Consider the following 16,849-nt stretch of genomic DNA (forward strand, 5'->3'; position numbering starts at 1 on the left):
CCGCCCAAACTTTCATATTATCATAGCAATTGGGCGGTTCAGATTATTTGGATTAAACCATTTTTACATGAAGACGCACCAGAATCCCCACCGCCTTGGGCACCTCCCCTCTTGAGGGGAGGTTGGGAGGGGTAAAAATAAAAATAATGTGCAGCTTCATATTAAATTGGTATTAATTAGTTTCTGATCGTAAATCAAGAGCAAAATACTAACCAAATCATAAATACAATGAAATCATAAATACAATGAAATACAGAAAATTAGGTAACAGTGAATTGCTTATTTCTGAAATCAGTCTTGGTTCATGGGGTATTCATGAAGGTGTAGAAAAGGAAAATGCAGAAGCTTGTATTTACAAAGCCTTTGACATGGGGATTAACTTTATTGATACTTCTAATTCTTATGCGGCTGGCGGTGCTGAGTCATTTCTCGGTGAAGTATTACAAGGAATTGATCGCTCATCGTATCTCTTAGCAACGAAGGTATTTTTTCCCACGTCACCTGTTGATCGAGGGTTGTCAGCAGCCCAGATCAAAAAACAAATTGATGCTTCCTTAAACCGACTGCGTACCGATTATGTTGACCTATATCAATGCCATCGCTACGATCCAGATACACCTTTGGAGGAAACAATGACAGCATTGACTGAGGTAGTGCGTCAGGGAAAAGCTCGTTACATAGGCTTTAGCGAGTGGACTCCAGAACAAATTCAGTCTGCGCTTGATATTGCTGATGTTGAAAGCTTTGTTTCCAGCCAACCTCAGTATTCTATGCTCTGGCGCACACCGGAGGCAGAAGTATTTCCATTGTGTGCAGCTAATGGTATTGGTCAGATTGTTTGGTCGCCACTAGCTCAAGGTGTACTTACAGGCAAATACCAGCCAGGACAAGCTCCACCTGCAAATTCTCGCGCTGCAAATGAGAAAATGAATTGGTATTTGCTGGAGGAGTTGTTTAGTGATTCCATTCTCACAGCAGTGCAGAACCTAAAACCCATTGCCCAAAACTTAGGATTGAATATGGCACAGTTAGCTTTTGCTTGGGTACTACATTCTGAATATGTATCTTCAGCCATTATCGGTGCTAGTCGTCCGCAACAAATTGTTGATAATGTTGGTGCTTCAGAAGTGCAATTGGATGCAGATATATTAGCAGCAATTGACAATATACTAGTATCAGTGGTTCGCAAGTGAGGAAAGTAGCTATTCTGATATTGGCAAGATTCTCAAGATCATCAATAGGACTTATGCACAAGTTACAAAAGAACAAACCACGTATCCCTGACGATTCCGTAGGCATTAGGATACAAAGGACACGAAGGCAAGAGAGTTTGAGAGATGTTTTGCGTAAGCCCTGATTAAGAAACTTACGCCTTCCCACTAGAAACTTACAGCAATTTTCGGGTCAATGAATCACATCTTTATATCTCACGCAATCGCCGTTAGGCGATCGATCTCGTAAGAGTAGGCGCGAAGGGACAAAGGAAGAAAGAAGAGATTAATTCCAGGTGTGGTCTAAATACATGAAAACTGCTGTAAGAAGGCAGATAAGTTTGACAATGTCATAGCCTTCAGGTATGATTTACCTGTCAATTTACAAAAAAGATTCTATGAATAGCCTGACTAATAAGAAAGTGGTTAGACAGTTTTTTGAAATTTATAATACTCAAGATTATGAAATTGCTTACAAATATGTTGCGGCAAATTATATAGATCATGGGCTACCTCAAGTGCGAAGCGTCGAGGATGCGATCGCAATATTGAAGGGAACTCACAAAGCCTTTCCAGATATCAAAGTAGTGATTGACGATCTAATTGAAGAAAATAACAAAGTCGTATTTAGAGGTCACTTTACAGCTACGCACCTGGGTGAATTTGTGGGAATAGCTCCCACTGGCGCAAAAGTAGAATTTGCGGCTTTAGAGATATTCAAGATTGAAAACGAGAAGATTACAGAATCTTGGGGATATTGGCCGCTTTCGGATATTCTCAGCCAGATTCAGTCTGCCGAAAATGTTTAAATGACTATTATTCCCGGCCAGACTTCTCTAAACTAGACTACTAAGCTGTGACGGTCTCCATCTGTTCGAGATGACTCACATCATTCCAGACAATCAGACTCCAGCACCCGTTAACATACTCAAAAGTGCAGATGTTCGCATTATGCAGCTGGAAACGCCAACTATTTCCAGGTGGGAGACCAAGCACCATTTCAAAAAAACCCATCAAGAAACAACCATGAGTGACCACCACAACGGTTTCATCTAAATGTCGTTGTGCGATCGCATTCATCACCCGAAAGGCTCTATCCCTACATTGCCTTAAACTTTCTCCTTCTGGGATGACGTATTCATAGCCAATACGTTCATAGTCTTGCCTCTCCTGTGGAAACTTCTGGTGCATTTCAGAAACTGTTAATCCCTGAAATATTCCCATATTCCACTCTCGTAATTGCGGGTCAATCATCACTTTCTTGCCACATACTTCAGCAATAATGTTAGCTGTTTGCACAGCACGACCCAGTTCACTGCTGTAAAAGCTGGTGAATGAAAGACGACGTAGGCGATCGGCAATGGCGTAAGCTTGTCGGATACCTTTGGGTGTCAATGGACTATCGAGTTGACCCGTAGCCTTGTCCTGTACATTCCACTCGGTTTCCCCATGTCGTACAATGACCAGTTTCATTTGTTCTTATCCTATAGATAGTGATTGGTACAGAAGGCTTCATTTCTACGGCATGGTTTTAATTTCCAGGCTCATTCACTCACTTTTGAATCAACCTGCTGAAATTTTTAAATGTTGAAAACTCTCCGGATTTCCTCATATGCTTGTTTCTGTATTTCCAGTGCCAGCCAGGTGACATGGACAAAATAAGACCGCAAATTGTCACAGCATAGTGGATTATTGTCGTAGGTGTGGGTATAGCAGAATTTGAATGTGCTATCAATATCCATATTCAACAAACCCAGTTCAGAGTTTTCTAACATGAATCGGGAAATCACACGCTGGTCACTCTGACGTGAATCCATCATATACTTTTCTACAAAATTAGTTGCAATGTAGTTAAGCATACGCAGATAAGCCCATTTGTACCCAATAATAAACCCACTGTTGAGATACTTGGCTGGCTGTCCTAAATAGTTAGACAAGAAGAAGGGCATTACATCAGCACTGTGGTGGCAAAATACAGTTTCAGCACCGACAATCAAATCTCTACCTGTGGCAAAAAAGTCTGCTGCTAATCCAACAGGATCATAACGAATGCACAGGACATCATAGGCATCTGTAAAGACGATGATTGCATCGTCAGCAATATCGGTATCAGCAGCTAAGAAATCACGAACTTTAAAAATTTTGGAGAGCATTCTCAGCTTCTGAGAGTAATTATCGAGAATACGTAAGTTACCTCGTAATGATGAATATAGTGGCTGGACAAGTGGACTATCCGCGTCACACAGAGTAATGAAAACGGGTTCTGTGGCTATTTGCATAAACTTTAACACTATTGACTTTGAGAATTATTTGAAAAGCAAAAAAATGCAATTTAAAAATTATGACATCTCCCGGTTTACTATTTCCTGTTCCTTTTTATTTTCTACCCATTCCCGAAAATAAAATTTTACTTTAGGTTGGATCACAAGCTCTAGAAAACTTGACAATGTTATTGTGATTACCAGCCAAATCAATAAACCTAGGCAGAAACTTAAAACAGTTCCTTGCCAAGGAAAGTATTTACGCATGAGTATAGCTATCGGCATATGTAATAAATAGAATGCATAAGAAATACGACCCATAAAATTGATGTTTCTCAAGACATTGGGAGATGTATCATATTTAAATAGGAGAATTGCAAGTATAATATAAAAAGATGATGCTATCCATTTGGGTTCTTGAAAAATACTTCCCGTCAAAATCAATCCCAACAGATGAAAAATAGGGATCAGGAAACAGAGTAAACGTAAATATATAAAACCATAAAAATAGCGTCCAGTAATTTCACAGATAATTAATATACAGATTGGCAGAATAGTCAGATCGGGGAAACAAACAAAACTAGCCGATGGATTGGCAAAACCTAAAGAATTCAAAATAGATTTACCTGTGAGCAAGTGATTTGTCCCATGAAATAACAAAATATAGCTAATAAGAGGAAAATATGACTCCTTATCAGTAGCAGGTTTTACTTTCCATGATAATAATAGCCCACTCAACCAAAAAATCCATCCCGATGCATAACCAGAAATAAATTGTGGAAATGAAGGCAGAAACCAACCAATCATACTGATGATAATAATACCTAAAAATAAATCTAAAATTTTAGGACGCAACCACCAAACTAAGATAAAAAGTAAATAATATATAACTTCGTAATTTAAAGTCCATACTGCTGCATTACCTGATATACAATCTATCGAAAAATAAAAGTATTTGTCAAAATTCTGTAAGAAAAATAAATTGCCTAAAACTATATTTAATTTTTCATTGGGTTCAGCCCATACCCCCAAACCAATAGCAATGAAATAAATTGGTAAAATTCTTACGGCTCGGCGGAATATATAATTGTAGGTATGCCGAATTGAAAACTCTTTTGTAGTCGTTAAGCCAATGACATAGCCTGAGAGAACAAAAAATAATAAAACAGCACTACGTGCCGCGTGTAAATAACCAAAATAAATATGGGGATGATAGGTAGGATCTAGAAAGTTTTTCAGGAAGAAAACATGAGATGATCCTACCGAAAGTGCAGCTAGTCCTCTAAGACCCTCTAAATTATAGTCGAATATTGAATGCTTGTTTAAAGAGTAATCATCTCTGTTATCAGGCTCTAGTTTTTTTTGCATTGTATGTTCATTAAATTTCACTAAGGTGTCATAAAGGTGTCATAGTTTAATGGGAGATGATCATTTTACTATTAAGTCGTCACTCCCACCTCGGAAAATAGAGGTTAATTGCCTAAAATCGGATCTCAATATTGACAATATCTGCGCTTATACGCCATAAAATTGGCGAATATTGGTAATTACATAATCTTGTTGTTCAGGTGTTAAAGAATAAGCTGAAGGTAAAGAAATTCCTCGTTCATAAGCTTGGGTACTGACAGGATAATCTTGATTGGGATTATGCCATTCTTGCTGTTGATAACAAGGTTGTAGATGCAAAGGACAGAAAAACCGCCGAGTTTGAATACCATTTTCTGCCAGGTATTCTGCTAATTCAGCCCGTTTATCCGTATAAAATGAAGTAAACCAGTGAACTGGTTGACAACGAGGATCTATAGGCGTAATTTCTAGGTCAGGAATATCTTTTAGCTCGGCTGCATAATGCTCATAAATCTCTTGCTTGCGTTGAATAATTGCAGGTAATTTATTTAATTGGGCAATGCCGATAGCAGATTGCATTTCTGTAATTGAAAAATTAAATCCAATATGTTCATGCACAAAAGTTCCACGATGATCTCGACCATGATTTTTGAGACGACGGCAAGATTGAGCAATGCCATCACTATTGGTTAAAATTATACCTCCTTCACCGCAAGTAATAGTTTTATTGCCATAAAAAGAAATGGCACTCACATCTCCCTGAAGTCCAACATGATCTCCTTTAAACTTCACGCCAATAGATTGGGCTGCATCTTCAATTACTTTTAAATTGTGATGGGTAGCAAACTCAGTAATTTTTTCCATATCAGCACTCTGTCCATATAAATGGACAGGCATAATGGCTTTAGTTCGCTCTGTAATTAAAGCTTCAGCTTTGATCACATCTAAACCTAGATTATCTTTTTCTATGTCACAAAAAATAGGTGTTGCTCCTGTCATAATAATGGCGTTAGAAGAAGCAACAAAAGTTAAATCTGGAACAATAACTTCATCCCCAAAACCAATTCCTAACGCCTTTAATCCACAGTAGAGTGCTGTTGTGCCATTAGAGGTAGCGATCGCATATTTAGCCGCTGTTAATTGTTTAATACCTTCCTCGAATTCTTCGGTTAGTTTGGACTCTGTTAAATATGTAGATTTAATAACACGATTAAGCTGTTCAAGTTCACTATTGTCAATCCAAGGTTCAATTTGAATAATTTTGTATGCTGCCATAGGAAGTATGAATTTTAATGAAAAACACTTCGTAATTATATCACACATACAAGAATAAAAATCTTTTTTGTATAAGCGGAAGATGGGATCAAAATCCTTATGACTTAAGGGTTGTACAATTCTTAACATTGGAAGTGATCCCTGAAATGGCCCAAAAAATCGTTCGGAATTTATTTTTGCCTGTCATTGCTGATTGTCCGTAGCCTCTCCCGAACAGGAGAGGAATACGAATTCTCCATTTATTGTCATGAAAAATACAATTCGTTGCTCCGTTGACTGGAAAATAATGTCTCTAAATCTTAATCCCCAGCCGCACTTCCTTATCAATGCGGATTAACATTGGGCCAGGAACTTCACGGAAATAATCATCCGTAGCTTTGCGCGATCCAGCCCAACAGCCATAATCATCAATGATCAGCACACCTCTTGAGGAGAGTCGAGGATAAAGCTGCTGAAACTCGAAGGCTGTGGATTCATACCAATCGGTATCTAAACGGAGAACAGAGATGGTTTCTGGCTTAGTCGTTTTTAAGGTTTCCAGAACATCTCCTTGCACAAAATTAATTTCAAAATCAAAATTATGGACTAAGAAAGCTGCTTGAACATCTTCCAATAAAGCGTAACACCAACCAATGTCGTCTCCATATTGCTCCATCATTTCAAAGCCAGTACGTCCATATTTATCTACATCAAATTCTGTGGGTGTTGGCATACCCTGAAATGTGTCATAGAGATATAGCTGGCGATCGCTCACGTTTCGCGCTTTCAAAATCAAAGCTGCCAGTAAGGCACTTCCACCTCTCCAAACTCCGCACTCTACAATATCACCTGGGATATCGCGATCAAGAACATAGTTCACCGATGTATACAACGCAAAAAGTGCTTCTACGCTGGTCATTGTATACGGACTTACTTGCTCAAATAAATTCATGAAAACCGGATCTTTGCCCATATCTGGCGTGATCTGATCTTTCATGGTTGCTTGGTGTTTGCTGGAGAAAACGATCGTGCGCTCGTTAGTAATCATAATCAAGACAAGTGGAAATAGTTTTATAGGTTGAGGATGGCAAAGCCTTCGCAATTATACATTACGAAATAGATGAATAGCTCATCTTTTTTCCTGGGTTTAGGCTGATTACGATTGATAATTACGCTCAATAATCAGACCTTCATTTCCTCGTAGCTCAAGGGTATTGCCCAGGTGTCCTCCTTGACGATCCATGAATGTGGAAAGGAGAACTTTTGACTGGTTACGAAACTCCACTGGTAATACCCATTCCTGGTATTGTGAACTGAAGTTCAATGCCACAACAATCTCTGAAGTCTGGTAAAAGCGACGATAGCAGAAAAGCTGTGATGGTGAGTATAAAGAAATGTAGTCACCAAGTTGTAGTGCTGTTTGTCTCCGACGCAAGTGCAACAGTGCGCGGGTTAGTGAGAGAAATGAGCGGGAGTCCTGCTGTTGTGCTTGGACATTAATATTTCTGTAGTCATGAGTGATAGGTAGCCATGGCTGGACTGACTCGGAACAAAACCCCGCATTAGCAGATCCATCCCACAACATCGGCGTACGTTCGGGATCGCGTCCAACTCCAATACCGGGAGATTTTTTTTCCCAAGGGTCTTGGATATGCTCAGAAGGAATCCAGCCATCTTCCATTCCCAATTCATCTCCGTAGTAGAGCGTTGGTGTCCCACGCAGGGTGAGCAATAGCATCATACCGATTTTGGCTTGAGCAGTACCAATTCTACTGGCGACACGATGCTTGTCATGATTACCCAATGACCAATTAGGCCATGCACCATCAGGTAGCAGCCTCTCGTAGCGATCAACCACTTCTCGGACGGACTCTGCACTCCATTGAAAATCAGATGACATCAATTCCGAATTGAGTGGTAAATGAAATTCGTCATTTGCGCCATAGTGCTTCACAATTTCTTCTAGTGATTTGTATAATTCAGCAATCAAAAGGCGATCGCCATACCCCTCAACTAGCGTCCGCAGCATCCGATTAAAATCGTGAATTTCCGGTATATTTTTGCTGAAGACTTCAAACAAGCGATCCGATGGTTCCATGCCCGGATGCCAGTCGGGATTCACTGGATTATTCCGAAACTGAGGATCTTTCAAGGCACGATAGGCGGCATCAACGCGAATTCCATCTACGCCTCGCTGTAACCAAAAATGTAGTACATCTAACATTGCCTGTCTAGCACCAGGGCTACGCCAATTGATATCTGGCTGCTCCTTGAGAAAAGAGTGTAGATAGTATTGCTCTGTGTTGTGATCCCATTCCCAGGCCGAAAGTCCATCAAAGCGTCCCAGCCAGTTATTGGGAGTGCCACCATCTGATTGAGGATCTTTCCAGATGTACCAGTCTCGCTTGGGATGAGAACGCGAACTGCGAGATTCAATAAACCACTGATTCTGATCGGAAGTATGGGCAGCAACAAAGTCAATTAATACCTTGAGATTGCGATCGCGCAAATATCCTATCAAGCTATCTATATCTGAAAGAGTTCCAAAAACAGGATCAACATTTGTATGGTTGCTAACGTCGTAACCAAAATCGGCCATTGGTGAGGGATAAAATGGTGTCACCCAGATTGCATCTATGCCCAGCCATTCTAAATAATCTAGTCTTTGGATAATGCCACGGATATCACCGATGCCATCCCCATTTGCGTCCTGAAAACTACGTATATAAGTCTGATAAATAACAGCCGACTTCCACCAAGGAGAATGAGTCATTGACGACATAGGTAAATAATGTTAGGTTTTGTCATAATAATACTCGGTAAGTGGGAAACTCAGCGGTTTTAACCACCTTGAATATTTTCTCATTGTAGCATACACATTATAGTAATATGGGCAGTACCTGATAAGTCATAAAATAGAAAAAACTCTTAATTGCACTGGTGATAATGATAGCACAGCACAAAATTAAAGTTACCTGCATCTTTACGCATCCCATTCGTTGGGTTCCTTTTGAATTGGTTGCCAAATATATTGACAAGAGTAAATTTGACATTGACTATGTGATCCTCAATGAAAGTGATCCGATGATCGCTTGTTTACAGGATTTGAATATCCGTCATACTGTTACTTCCTATCCGGATTACATCAATACACCAGAAATGGTCAAATTTCTCTATGAACACTTGATTAAAAATCAGACGGATATTGTTCACACTCATTGGTTTGCCGGCAGTTTAGCAGGAATGCAAGCTGCTTATTATGCCCAGGTTCCTGTGCGAGTTTTTACCAGAGAACACCCTTCAATTAAATACTATAACCGTCATGCTCCCAGCAAGCATCGCTTGATATGGGAATGCTGTACTAATGTTATTGCTGTTACGAATAAAAGCAACCAAGGGATGATAGAAGACGGCATACCTGAAGATATAATCACAATTATACCAACTGGATTTGATGTCCATGAGTATGAAAACGTAGATAATTCACGCATTGAGCAATTGCGTGCTAAGTATTTAGGGAATCATCAAGGTCCCGTTATTGGAGTAGCCGCAAGGTATGTCAGATGGAAAGGCGTTGAATATGTAGTTGAAGCTTATAAAAAGATTCTCGAAGCTTATCCTCACGCAATCTTAGTTCTTTCAGGTACAGGTATTGATCGTGCCAAGCTGGAGGAAAAAATGCGTAATGCACGCAAAGAAGACATTGTTGCTCCCCAATATGAGGATATTGTAAGTATTACAGCAAAACTGTCGCAATTACCTGCACATAGTTATGTTGAAATCCCATTTGAAGCGGATCTTTTTGCCCTATTTAAATTATTTGATGTTTTTGTCCATGCACCTATTGATTCTATTCAAGAGACCTTCGGGCAAGTCTATGTAGATGCGATGCTGTCAAGAGTACCATCAGTGATTACCCTTGCCGGTAGTGCATTGGATCATGCTGTGCATCAAGAAAATGCCTGGGTTGTTGATTACCAGAATAGCGATCAAATTGCTGAAGGCATATTAGCACTGTTAAACGATACGCATCTTCGACAAAAAATCATTCACAATGCTTTTCTTTGCGCTCAACAATACGATATCAAGCATCATATACAACGACTTGAAGAGTTTTATGTCTGTGAACTGCAAAAGAGAAGTAAGTAGCAGTTAGGTCAAAGTCCAGATATGAATGGCGTATTTGCTTTTGCTAAACGGTTTAATTTGAAGGTGATTATCACTTATGAATCAAAGCTGGGAATATTTTGCTTATCGTGAGAAAGTAGTTGCGGCTCTGACAGATTTGCCCCAAGGTAAAGCGTTATCGGAGGCGCTGATTGCAGGTCGTGACTTTGTTCACTTGATCCATCCCATTGAGGTAGTAGGCGTAACCAGAATTCAGGTGCGGGAGGGACATGGTACACAAAACCTAAATGATGAGCCACTTGACACGCAATTCCATGCTTACTTGGAAACTGTGATTAATCCTCAGATTCGTACTGGTATGCTGACAGATGGCAGCAAACCGGGAACTTATGATGATCGCAAAGTCCGTTGGTCTGGGGCAGGAGTAGCGGGATTCTGGTCTTGCAGTCAAGACACCTTTACCCTGGAAGTTGGTCCTACAAGCTACCCACAATGTCGTTTGGATATGACTCGTAGTCCGTTAGATACACTAAAGCTGATGATGCGTGGCCTGACAAATTACCATGATCCCTACGCCTATTTTGCCAGAGGAATTGGGGTAGCGGTGATTCCTCTGACTGCGGATGGTCATATCTACATTGGTAAGCGATTGAATTCATCAGATCACACAGGCGTTCTCAACTTTGTGGCCGGTTGGGCAACATTTTTTCCGACAGTTCAAGACATCAATTTTTATCAAGATGCTCAACGAGAATTGAAGGAAGAAGTGAATGTTGCCATGACCTTAAATGACAAGAATACTCGGTTTATTGGTATGTCTGGCAACCCGCTCACAGGGGAAGTTGATTTGGTCTTCGTGGTGCAAACCCAAATGCCTGATCGCCATTTTCACACAGATCAGTGGGAAGAGCATTCTCATTTGCTTCCTATTCGTAGTAAAGCAGAAGCTGAGGCGCTGCTGGAATATGGAATGTTACCCACAGAGCAAGAAGCTTGTTCTCTCATGTTTTCCTCTCGCTTGGGCTTAGAATACCTACTTCAACACCATTGGTGAACATACACAATTCTTATTAACCCACATTCCGCACCCTGGGGTGTCACATGATATTATCACTTAATTTGATCTTGATTCTTGGATATAAATTATGCCTTTTCGGTATCCTACCTACGTTAATTTACTGATAATTAGTATAAAATACAACTTTATGTCATTATAAAAAACGGTAAAAACCGATTGTGACAGTTGAGGGTGCGGAAGATAGGTTATTAAGCGAACAAAATATTTTTGACTTTACCCACTATCTCCCTTTAACCGAACAGTATTGGGGATTAATTAGGTATCCCGCAAAAAGGAATGTAGAGACGTTCTATGAAACATCTCTACAACAATTTTAGAAACCGCACATTTAATCAATTGGATCAATACCCAATGCGCGTAACTGTTCTGCTAACCTTTTAGCCCGTTGGCTTTCCTGTTCAGCCCGTTGGCTTTCTTGTTCAGCCCGTTGACTTTCTTGTTCAGCCCGTTGGCTTTCCTGTTCAGCCCGTTGTCTTTCCTGTTCAGCCCGTTGGCTTTCCTGTTCAGCCCGTTGACGTTCCTGTTCAGTTCGTTGCTGTTCTTGTTCTAGCTTTTCTACAGCCCATGGCAACAGATTACCTGCTTGATCCCACCACCGTAGCCAGTAACCTATGCGACCTTCCTTTTCTCCTTCCCACAATCCCAAAAATAATCCCATATCTGTAATCCAGTAACGATTATTTTCGTCTTTTGGCTGTAATTTATACTGTCCTGACTCGATTTGATGAACTTCTAATACAGCAGTCAGGGGATCAAAAATTACATAAGTAGGAACTTGGAGAATTTGTTCATAAAAAAACCATTTTCCGGGGGGGAAAGTGCGTCTAGCTGAGTATTCTTTTCCGTCAGTATCTGAGCAAAATTCCATGACAATACTGGGAATTTCCCCTTCTAGGTGGGGTGTATAGCTGCGTCTATCTGTCACCCCAGATGAGGGTAAAACTGTCCGCACAAAAAACCAATCTGGTGCTTTGACAACAAGTTTACCATCCATGGTGGCACAGATGCCCAAATTTGCCGCTATGAGCATGGTGGGTTGAATATATCCACTTAATTCTAGACTTTCTCGTAATGCTCCAGCAATTAATGGTTGTGCGGTGTTTTCCACAGGTTCTTCTTCTAAGATAAAATCTTCGGGTAATGCTTCCCAAGAAATTGTCACTTTTGATAGTTCGGCAACGGTCGGTATTGGAGTAGCAACCATAACTCTAACTCCCTGGGTATTTTGGGGATTTTTGGTAATCTAAGATTTATACTGTCTTATTATAGCTGAATATTTACCAGGTTCAGATCCCCGACTTTTTTAGGAAGTAGGGGATCTTTGTTAGTTATACACTATACAAACTCTTCACCCATTCCCATTCCTGGGTTAAGCCATTTCTTAAAGATACTTGGGGTTGATAATTAAGGATTTTCCGGGCTTTGGATACGTCAGCAGCGGTGTGACGGGCATCTCCCATGGCTTTGGCGATATAATGACGTTTGATGGGTTTAGCGACTATTTCCGCCATGGTATCTAAAACTTCTGATAAAATAACTCTACTGCCGCCGCCAATATTGAAAATTTGCCCTACTGCTTCTGGTACAATACTAGCAGCTAAGTTAGCAGCGATCGCATCACTGACAAAAGTAAAATCTCTGGTCTGGTTTCCGTCACCATAAACGGGAATTGCTTCGTCTTGCAACACTGCTTTAAAAAACTTATGAAATGCCATATCTGGCCGTTGTCTTGGTCCATAAACCGTAAAATAACGTAAGGACACAAACGGGACACCAAAGTTTTTATGATATAACATTCCCAACTGTTCAGCCGCTAATTTAGTAATACCATAGGGTGACACGGGTAAAGGTTTAATTTCTTCATGGGTTGGTAATGTTTCCGCGTCACCATATATGCTAGATGTAGATGCAAACACTAATCTTTGCAGATTTTGAGCATCTTTAGCAGCTTCTAATAAGACTTGTGTAGCGTTAATATTCCGTTCGGTATAAGCGCGAAAACCCTTGCCCCAACTGGCTCTAACTCCAGCTTGGGCTGCTTGATGATAAACTAATTGGACATCTAAAAGCAGTTTTTGCAAATCTAAAAATTGTATATCCCCTTCTACTAAGGTAAAATTGGGGTAATGTTGAAAATTGGCGATATTTTTCCACTTCAACAGAGGATCATAATAATCATTAAATTCATCAATACCAATTACCTCTTCTCCCTGTTTTAATAATGTTTCAGCTAAGTGAGAACCAATAAAACCCGCAACTCCAGTGACAATGATCTTAGTCATTTTATATTTTGTGATTTGACTGTAATTTTGTTTAACAGCCTAATATTAATTATTTATAACTTAGTCTAACTAAGGATATAATTTTCCCATAGATATTCAATAATTTACTGAAAAAATACAAATCTTTACAAAATCAACAAATACGGAGATACCCAACTTCTGCAACAAGTCAGGTATCTATTTTCTCCGTAGATTCTATCTATAATCCTGTCTTTGAATATCCCGTAATCTAGCAGCATCACGCATATTATAATCACTACGAGTAAAGCGATTTAACTGCATTTCAAAAAATTCTCGATTTGCTTGTAAATGCTGGGGATTTTCATCATCTAAGGGATATAAAAGAGCAGTTCTTAAAGCTTGAATTACCGCAGATGTTACATTGTACATGGAACGTTGAAAAGTAATTCCCAATTGAATTAAAATATCCTCTTCTCCTCGACAATATTGTTGATAATAATCAACAAGATATTGAGGCAAAAAATGCAACATATCTTGCATTAATAATGTCGGAGGAATACCTGCTGTACCGACGGGAAATACATCAGCATACAGAATACCATAATGGAAGTCTTTTTGGTCTTCTGGAACTTCCCCTGCTTGGGCATTATATGACTTTGTGCCTCTAAATGGTGCGGTGCGATAAAAAACGGCTTCCACATAGGGTAAAGCGGCTTCATATAACCAGGTAAACGCTTTTGATTTGGGGATAATTTCATAACATTCACCGTCAATATAAACATGATGATAAATGGGGCGGCCGGCAATAGCAAATATACCATTGATGAGAAAGTTCATAGCATCAGGTACACTTTTGAAACCACCTTCATCATAAATATCTGACATTTCAAAAAACACCGGTGCCATAACTTCCCAGAAAAGTCCTAAATTAGAATAATAGGACATCATGCGGCACTGTTCCAAAAACATATCAGGAAACAGTTTATAAAGTCCCAACATTAGAGGATTTTTCCGAAAATAAGCCTTAATTGCTTTATCTGCATTGGCTTGATATTCTGCTGAATCTAAATAAGCATCAAATTGGTTTACTGGTGCATACATTTTCCGGTGCCAAAGCATAGCCTGCATACAAGCTTCCGCAAATTCCATGTTGATTCTATCATGGAATAAATGATGGAATATTTTCGGCATTTTGATGGTTTCACCTTTTTCCATAAATGCCAAAAGTTCTGGGTGTGCAGTAGCTTCACCGCGCCAAATTCTTAAATCAGCATCATCACCTGCATAGTGATTATGCAGGTCTAAATATTCCTGTGGTAAGAAGTATTTAAAAGCTGGTAAAGGATCTAAAAATACCCTTTCAGCAATATATAATAAATCTCGCCAATAAAAATCCATCGGTACAGCATAAGCTTTATAAATACCGATAATTTGCATTAAATTTTCTGGGGTATCTGGTAACATTGAACCACCAGCTTCTAAGCGATGAATAATTTCTGCAAATTCGTGTTTTGAAGGAGGAATTTTGGCTTTTGGTTTTTCTGAAGTTTGTACCATATTATTTTTGTTTTGGGTTTATTTGTTGGCTTCTACACGCGCCTGGAATTTAAGTTCCAGGCTAATAGCTAAAGTTTACTAAAGTAAACTAAGGATTTTCTCGTTCCCATACTCTGTGTGGGAATTAATTCTAGAAGGCTCTGCCTTCAATAATATTAGAATTAGAGGCAGAGCCTCTGTGATAGCATTCCCAGTCGGAGACTGGGAACAAGATAACGAGATATTGATCATAATTACTTTAAGGCAATTACGGATTTTTCGGTGGGGGAAATTGCGGCTACCATAGCGGTAGTTGTGGTTTCACTCCAACGCACTAACCAGGTAGGTTGTACTCCCAAAAAGATAATTAACAATGCTAAAATTAGTGCCGGAATTTTTTCTGCCCAGACGACTCTAGGGTAGTAAGCTAAGTTATTTTGCAATTTACCAAAACAGGTACGGTTAAGAAGAATGACAAAATAAACTGCGGTTAAACCAGAGGCAACTACACATAAAATTGTGGGAACTGGAAAGGTAGAAAAACTGCCTTGAAAGGAAATAAATTCAGCAATGAAACCTGTTAAACCGGGAATACCAGAACTAGCCATACCACCTAGAACTAGCAAGGCACTAATTAATGGTAAACCGCGAATAGGACTCATTAAACCATTGAGTTTATCTAATTCTCTTGTACCAACTTTAGTTTCAATCACTCCCACTAAATGAAAGAGAATAGCGAGAATAATTCCATGACTAAACATTTGGGCTACTGCACCAACTAATGCTAAGGGTGTGGCTGCGGCTGCTGCTAGTAAAATATAGCCCATGTGGCCGATAGAACTATATGCTACCATGCGTTTGATGTCTTTTTGGGCAATGGCTACAACCGCCCCATAAATCGCGCTAATTGCTCCCCAAATTGCCAATGTTGGGGCGATAATATGCCAAGCTTGGGGAAACATTCCTAAACCAAATCTTAATAGGCCATAAGTTCCTAATTTGGCTAATATTCCACCCAATAAAATAGCGATAGGTGCGGAAGCTTCTACGTAAGCATCTGGTAGCCAGGTATGGAAGGGAATTAAGGGAATTTTGATCCCAAAACCTACAACTATTCCTGCTAATAATATTAATTGCATTCCCGCAGAAATCTTTTCAGTGGCAACAGCATCAAAAGCAAAACTGTGAGAACCTGTTAACCATACCATCCCTAAAAATGTGGCTAAAATTAAAGCCCCGGAAATGGCTGTATAAATCAGAAATTTCATGCCAGCATAAGCTCGTTTTTCCCCTCCCCAAATGGAAATTAGTAGATAAAAGGGGATTAATTCCAATTCATAAAACAGGAAAAACAGAAGCAAATTTTGTGATAAGAAAGCACCAGCAACCCCACCACTAACAAACAAAATCAGGGCATAAAATAACCGAGGACGTTCTGTATCTTTACTGCTGCTGTAAATAGCAATCCAACTGAGGAAGCTATTTAATACTAACATTAATATTGATAATCCATCTACTCCTAATTGATAACTCAACCCCAGGGTTTCATTCCAGGGTAAATATTCGGTAAATTGCGCCCCGGAATTGGTGAGATCAAATTTGAACAAAATCAAAATATTCCACAGCAACACTAACCCTGTAATGATTAACGATGCTAAACGAATTTGATTTGCGGGAATATCTTTTTTTGGATAAAAAGCGATGATTATAGCGGCTATAATTGGTAGCCAAATTAAAACACTCAACATATTTCTGATCTGGGAATTGGTAATTGGTAATGCTATAAGTTAG

Annotated in this window: 14 protein-coding genes; 4 read left to right on the forward strand and 10 right to left on the reverse strand. The window is 39.5% G+C overall.

Translation table 11 applies throughout. The annotated features are described in order from the left end of the window. Window positions 1-245 precede the first annotated feature (245 nt). Both ACIR131C_RS0115350 and ACIR131C_RS0115355 read left to right on the forward strand, forming a co-directional pair. The gene (locus ACIR131C_RS0115350) at window positions 246-1,193 is read left to right on the forward strand and encodes an aldo/keto reductase family protein (protein ID WP_028090913.1); all 948 of its coding nucleotides are present in this window, start codon (window positions 246-248) and stop codon (window positions 1,191-1,193) included. 416 nt (window positions 1,194-1,609) lie between these two features. After that, on the forward strand, window positions 1,610-2,020 hold the full coding sequence (locus ACIR131C_RS0115355) for an ester cyclase (RefSeq protein WP_196811783.1): 411 nt from the start codon (window positions 1,610-1,612) through the stop codon (window positions 2,018-2,020). A gap of 40 nt (window positions 2,021-2,060) precedes the next feature. Here the strand turns inward: ACIR131C_RS0115355 and ACIR131C_RS0115360 are convergent, their stop codons facing one another. The 6 genes from ACIR131C_RS0115360 to ACIR131C_RS0115385 form a co-directional block, all read right to left on the reverse strand. Beyond that, the gene (locus ACIR131C_RS0115360) at window positions 2,061-2,684 is read right to left on the reverse strand and encodes a histidine phosphatase family protein (protein ID WP_028090915.1); all 624 of its coding nucleotides are present in this window, start codon (window positions 2,682-2,684) and stop codon (window positions 2,061-2,063) included. 107 nt (window positions 2,685-2,791) lie between these two features. Beyond that, window positions 2,792-3,490, reverse strand: a complete 699-nt coding sequence (locus ACIR131C_RS0115365) for a hypothetical protein (RefSeq protein WP_028090916.1) — start codon at window positions 3,488-3,490, stop codon at window positions 2,792-2,794. Window positions 3,491-3,550: 60 nt separating this feature from the next. Next, a complete protein-coding gene (locus ACIR131C_RS0115370) occupies window positions 3,551-4,840 on the reverse strand; it encodes an acyltransferase family protein (RefSeq protein ID WP_028090917.1) in 1,290 nt (429 codons plus the stop codon). A 147-nt stretch (window positions 4,841-4,987) separates the two neighbouring features. Next, window positions 4,988-6,094 (reverse strand): DegT/DnrJ/EryC1/StrS family aminotransferase, encoded by a 1,107-nt coding sequence (locus ACIR131C_RS0115375; protein ID WP_028090918.1) that lies wholly within the window; start codon window positions 6,092-6,094, stop codon window positions 4,988-4,990. 292 nt (window positions 6,095-6,386) lie between these two features. Beyond that, window positions 6,387-7,121 carry a TylF/MycF/NovP-related O-methyltransferase gene (locus ACIR131C_RS0115380; protein ID WP_035372218.1) on the reverse strand — a complete coding sequence of 245 codons (735 nt, stop codon included), beginning with the start codon at window positions 7,119-7,121 and terminating at the stop codon, window positions 6,387-6,389. Between the two features lie 108 nt (window positions 7,122-7,229). Further along, window positions 7,230-8,846, reverse strand: coding sequence for an alpha-amylase family glycosyl hydrolase (locus tag ACIR131C_RS0115385; RefSeq protein WP_196811785.1), 1,617 nt, complete (start codon window positions 8,844-8,846; stop codon window positions 7,230-7,232). A gap of 173 nt (window positions 8,847-9,019) precedes the next feature. Here ACIR131C_RS0115385 and ACIR131C_RS0115390 point away from each other — a divergent pair, with 173 nt between their 5' ends. After that, a complete protein-coding gene (locus tag ACIR131C_RS0115390) occupies window positions 9,020-10,222 on the forward strand; it encodes a glycosyltransferase family 4 protein (protein ID WP_028090921.1) in 1,203 nt (400 codons plus the stop codon). Between the two features lie 76 nt (window positions 10,223-10,298). After that, complete coding sequence (locus ACIR131C_RS0115395) at window positions 10,299-11,255, forward strand: NUDIX hydrolase (RefSeq protein WP_028090922.1); 957 nt, start codon at window positions 10,299-10,301, stop codon at window positions 11,253-11,255. A 352-nt stretch (window positions 11,256-11,607) separates the two neighbouring features. Here the strand turns inward: ACIR131C_RS0115395 and ACIR131C_RS0115400 are convergent, their stop codons facing one another. From ACIR131C_RS0115400 to ACIR131C_RS0115415, 4 genes are all read right to left on the reverse strand, one after another. Then, on the reverse strand, window positions 11,608-12,483 hold the full coding sequence (locus tag ACIR131C_RS0115400; RefSeq protein WP_028090923.1) for a Uma2 family endonuclease: 876 nt from the start codon (window positions 12,481-12,483) through the stop codon (window positions 11,608-11,610). 124 nt (window positions 12,484-12,607) lie between these two features. Beyond that, on the reverse strand, window positions 12,608-13,561 hold the full coding sequence (locus ACIR131C_RS0115405; RefSeq protein ID WP_028090924.1) for an NAD-dependent epimerase/dehydratase family protein: 954 nt from the start codon (window positions 13,559-13,561) through the stop codon (window positions 12,608-12,610). Between the two features lie 195 nt (window positions 13,562-13,756). Continuing rightward, window positions 13,757-15,079 (reverse strand): CO2 hydration protein, encoded by a 1,323-nt coding sequence (locus tag ACIR131C_RS0115410; RefSeq protein WP_028090925.1) that lies wholly within the window; start codon window positions 15,077-15,079, stop codon window positions 13,757-13,759. Between the two features lie 233 nt (window positions 15,080-15,312). Further along, on the reverse strand, window positions 15,313-16,806 hold the full coding sequence (locus tag ACIR131C_RS0115415; RefSeq protein WP_028090926.1) for an NADH-quinone oxidoreductase subunit M: 1,494 nt from the start codon (window positions 16,804-16,806) through the stop codon (window positions 15,313-15,315). Window positions 16,807-16,849: the final 43 nt, after the last annotated feature.

The sequence above is a fragment of the Dolichospermum circinale AWQC131C genome (assembly GCF_000426905.1).
Lineage (GTDB): Bacteria > Cyanobacteriota > Cyanobacteriia > Cyanobacteriales > Nostocaceae > Dolichospermum > Dolichospermum circinale.

Coding starts and splice junctions, on each gene's coding strand:
- ACIR131C_RS0115370 (WP_028090917.1), bottom strand. CDS start 4,840: ATGCAAAAAAAACTAGAGCCTGATAACAGAGATGATTACTCTTTAAAC.
- ACIR131C_RS0115365 (WP_028090916.1), bottom strand. CDS start 3,490: ATGCAAATAGCCACAGAACCCGTTTTCATTACTCTGTGTGACGCGGAT.
- ACIR131C_RS0115415 (WP_028090926.1), bottom strand. CDS start 16,806: ATGTTGAGTGTTTTAATTTGGCTACCAATTATAGCCGCTATAATCATC.
- ACIR131C_RS0115360 (WP_028090915.1), bottom strand. CDS start 2,684: ATGAAACTGGTCATTGTACGACATGGGGAAACCGAGTGGAATGTACAG.
- ACIR131C_RS0115350 (WP_028090913.1), top strand. CDS start 246: ATGAAATACAGAAAATTAGGTAACAGTGAATTGCTTATTTCTGAAATC.
- ACIR131C_RS0115355 (WP_196811783.1), top strand. CDS start 1,610: ATGAATAGCCTGACTAATAAGAAAGTGGTTAGACAGTTTTTTGAAATT.
- ACIR131C_RS0115405 (WP_028090924.1), bottom strand. CDS start 13,561: ATGACTAAGATCATTGTCACTGGAGTTGCGGGTTTTATTGGTTCTCAC.
- ACIR131C_RS0115400 (WP_028090923.1), bottom strand. CDS start 12,483: ATGGTTGCTACTCCAATACCGACCGTTGCCGAACTATCAAAAGTGACA.
- ACIR131C_RS0115410 (WP_028090925.1), bottom strand. CDS start 15,079: ATGGTACAAACTTCAGAAAAACCAAAAGCCAAAATTCCTCCTTCAAAA.
- ACIR131C_RS0115385 (WP_196811785.1), bottom strand. CDS start 8,846: ATGACTCATTCTCCTTGGTGGAAGTCGGCTGTTATTTATCAGACTTAT.
- ACIR131C_RS0115390 (WP_028090921.1), top strand. CDS start 9,020: ATGATAGCACAGCACAAAATTAAAGTTACCTGCATCTTTACGCATCCC.
- ACIR131C_RS0115380 (WP_035372218.1), bottom strand. CDS start 7,121: ATGATTACTAACGAGCGCACGATCGTTTTCTCCAGCAAACACCAAGCA.
- ACIR131C_RS0115375 (WP_028090918.1), bottom strand. CDS start 6,094: ATGGCAGCATACAAAATTATTCAAATTGAACCTTGGATTGACAATAGT.
- ACIR131C_RS0115395 (WP_028090922.1), top strand. CDS start 10,299: ATGAATCAAAGCTGGGAATATTTTGCTTATCGTGAGAAAGTAGTTGCG.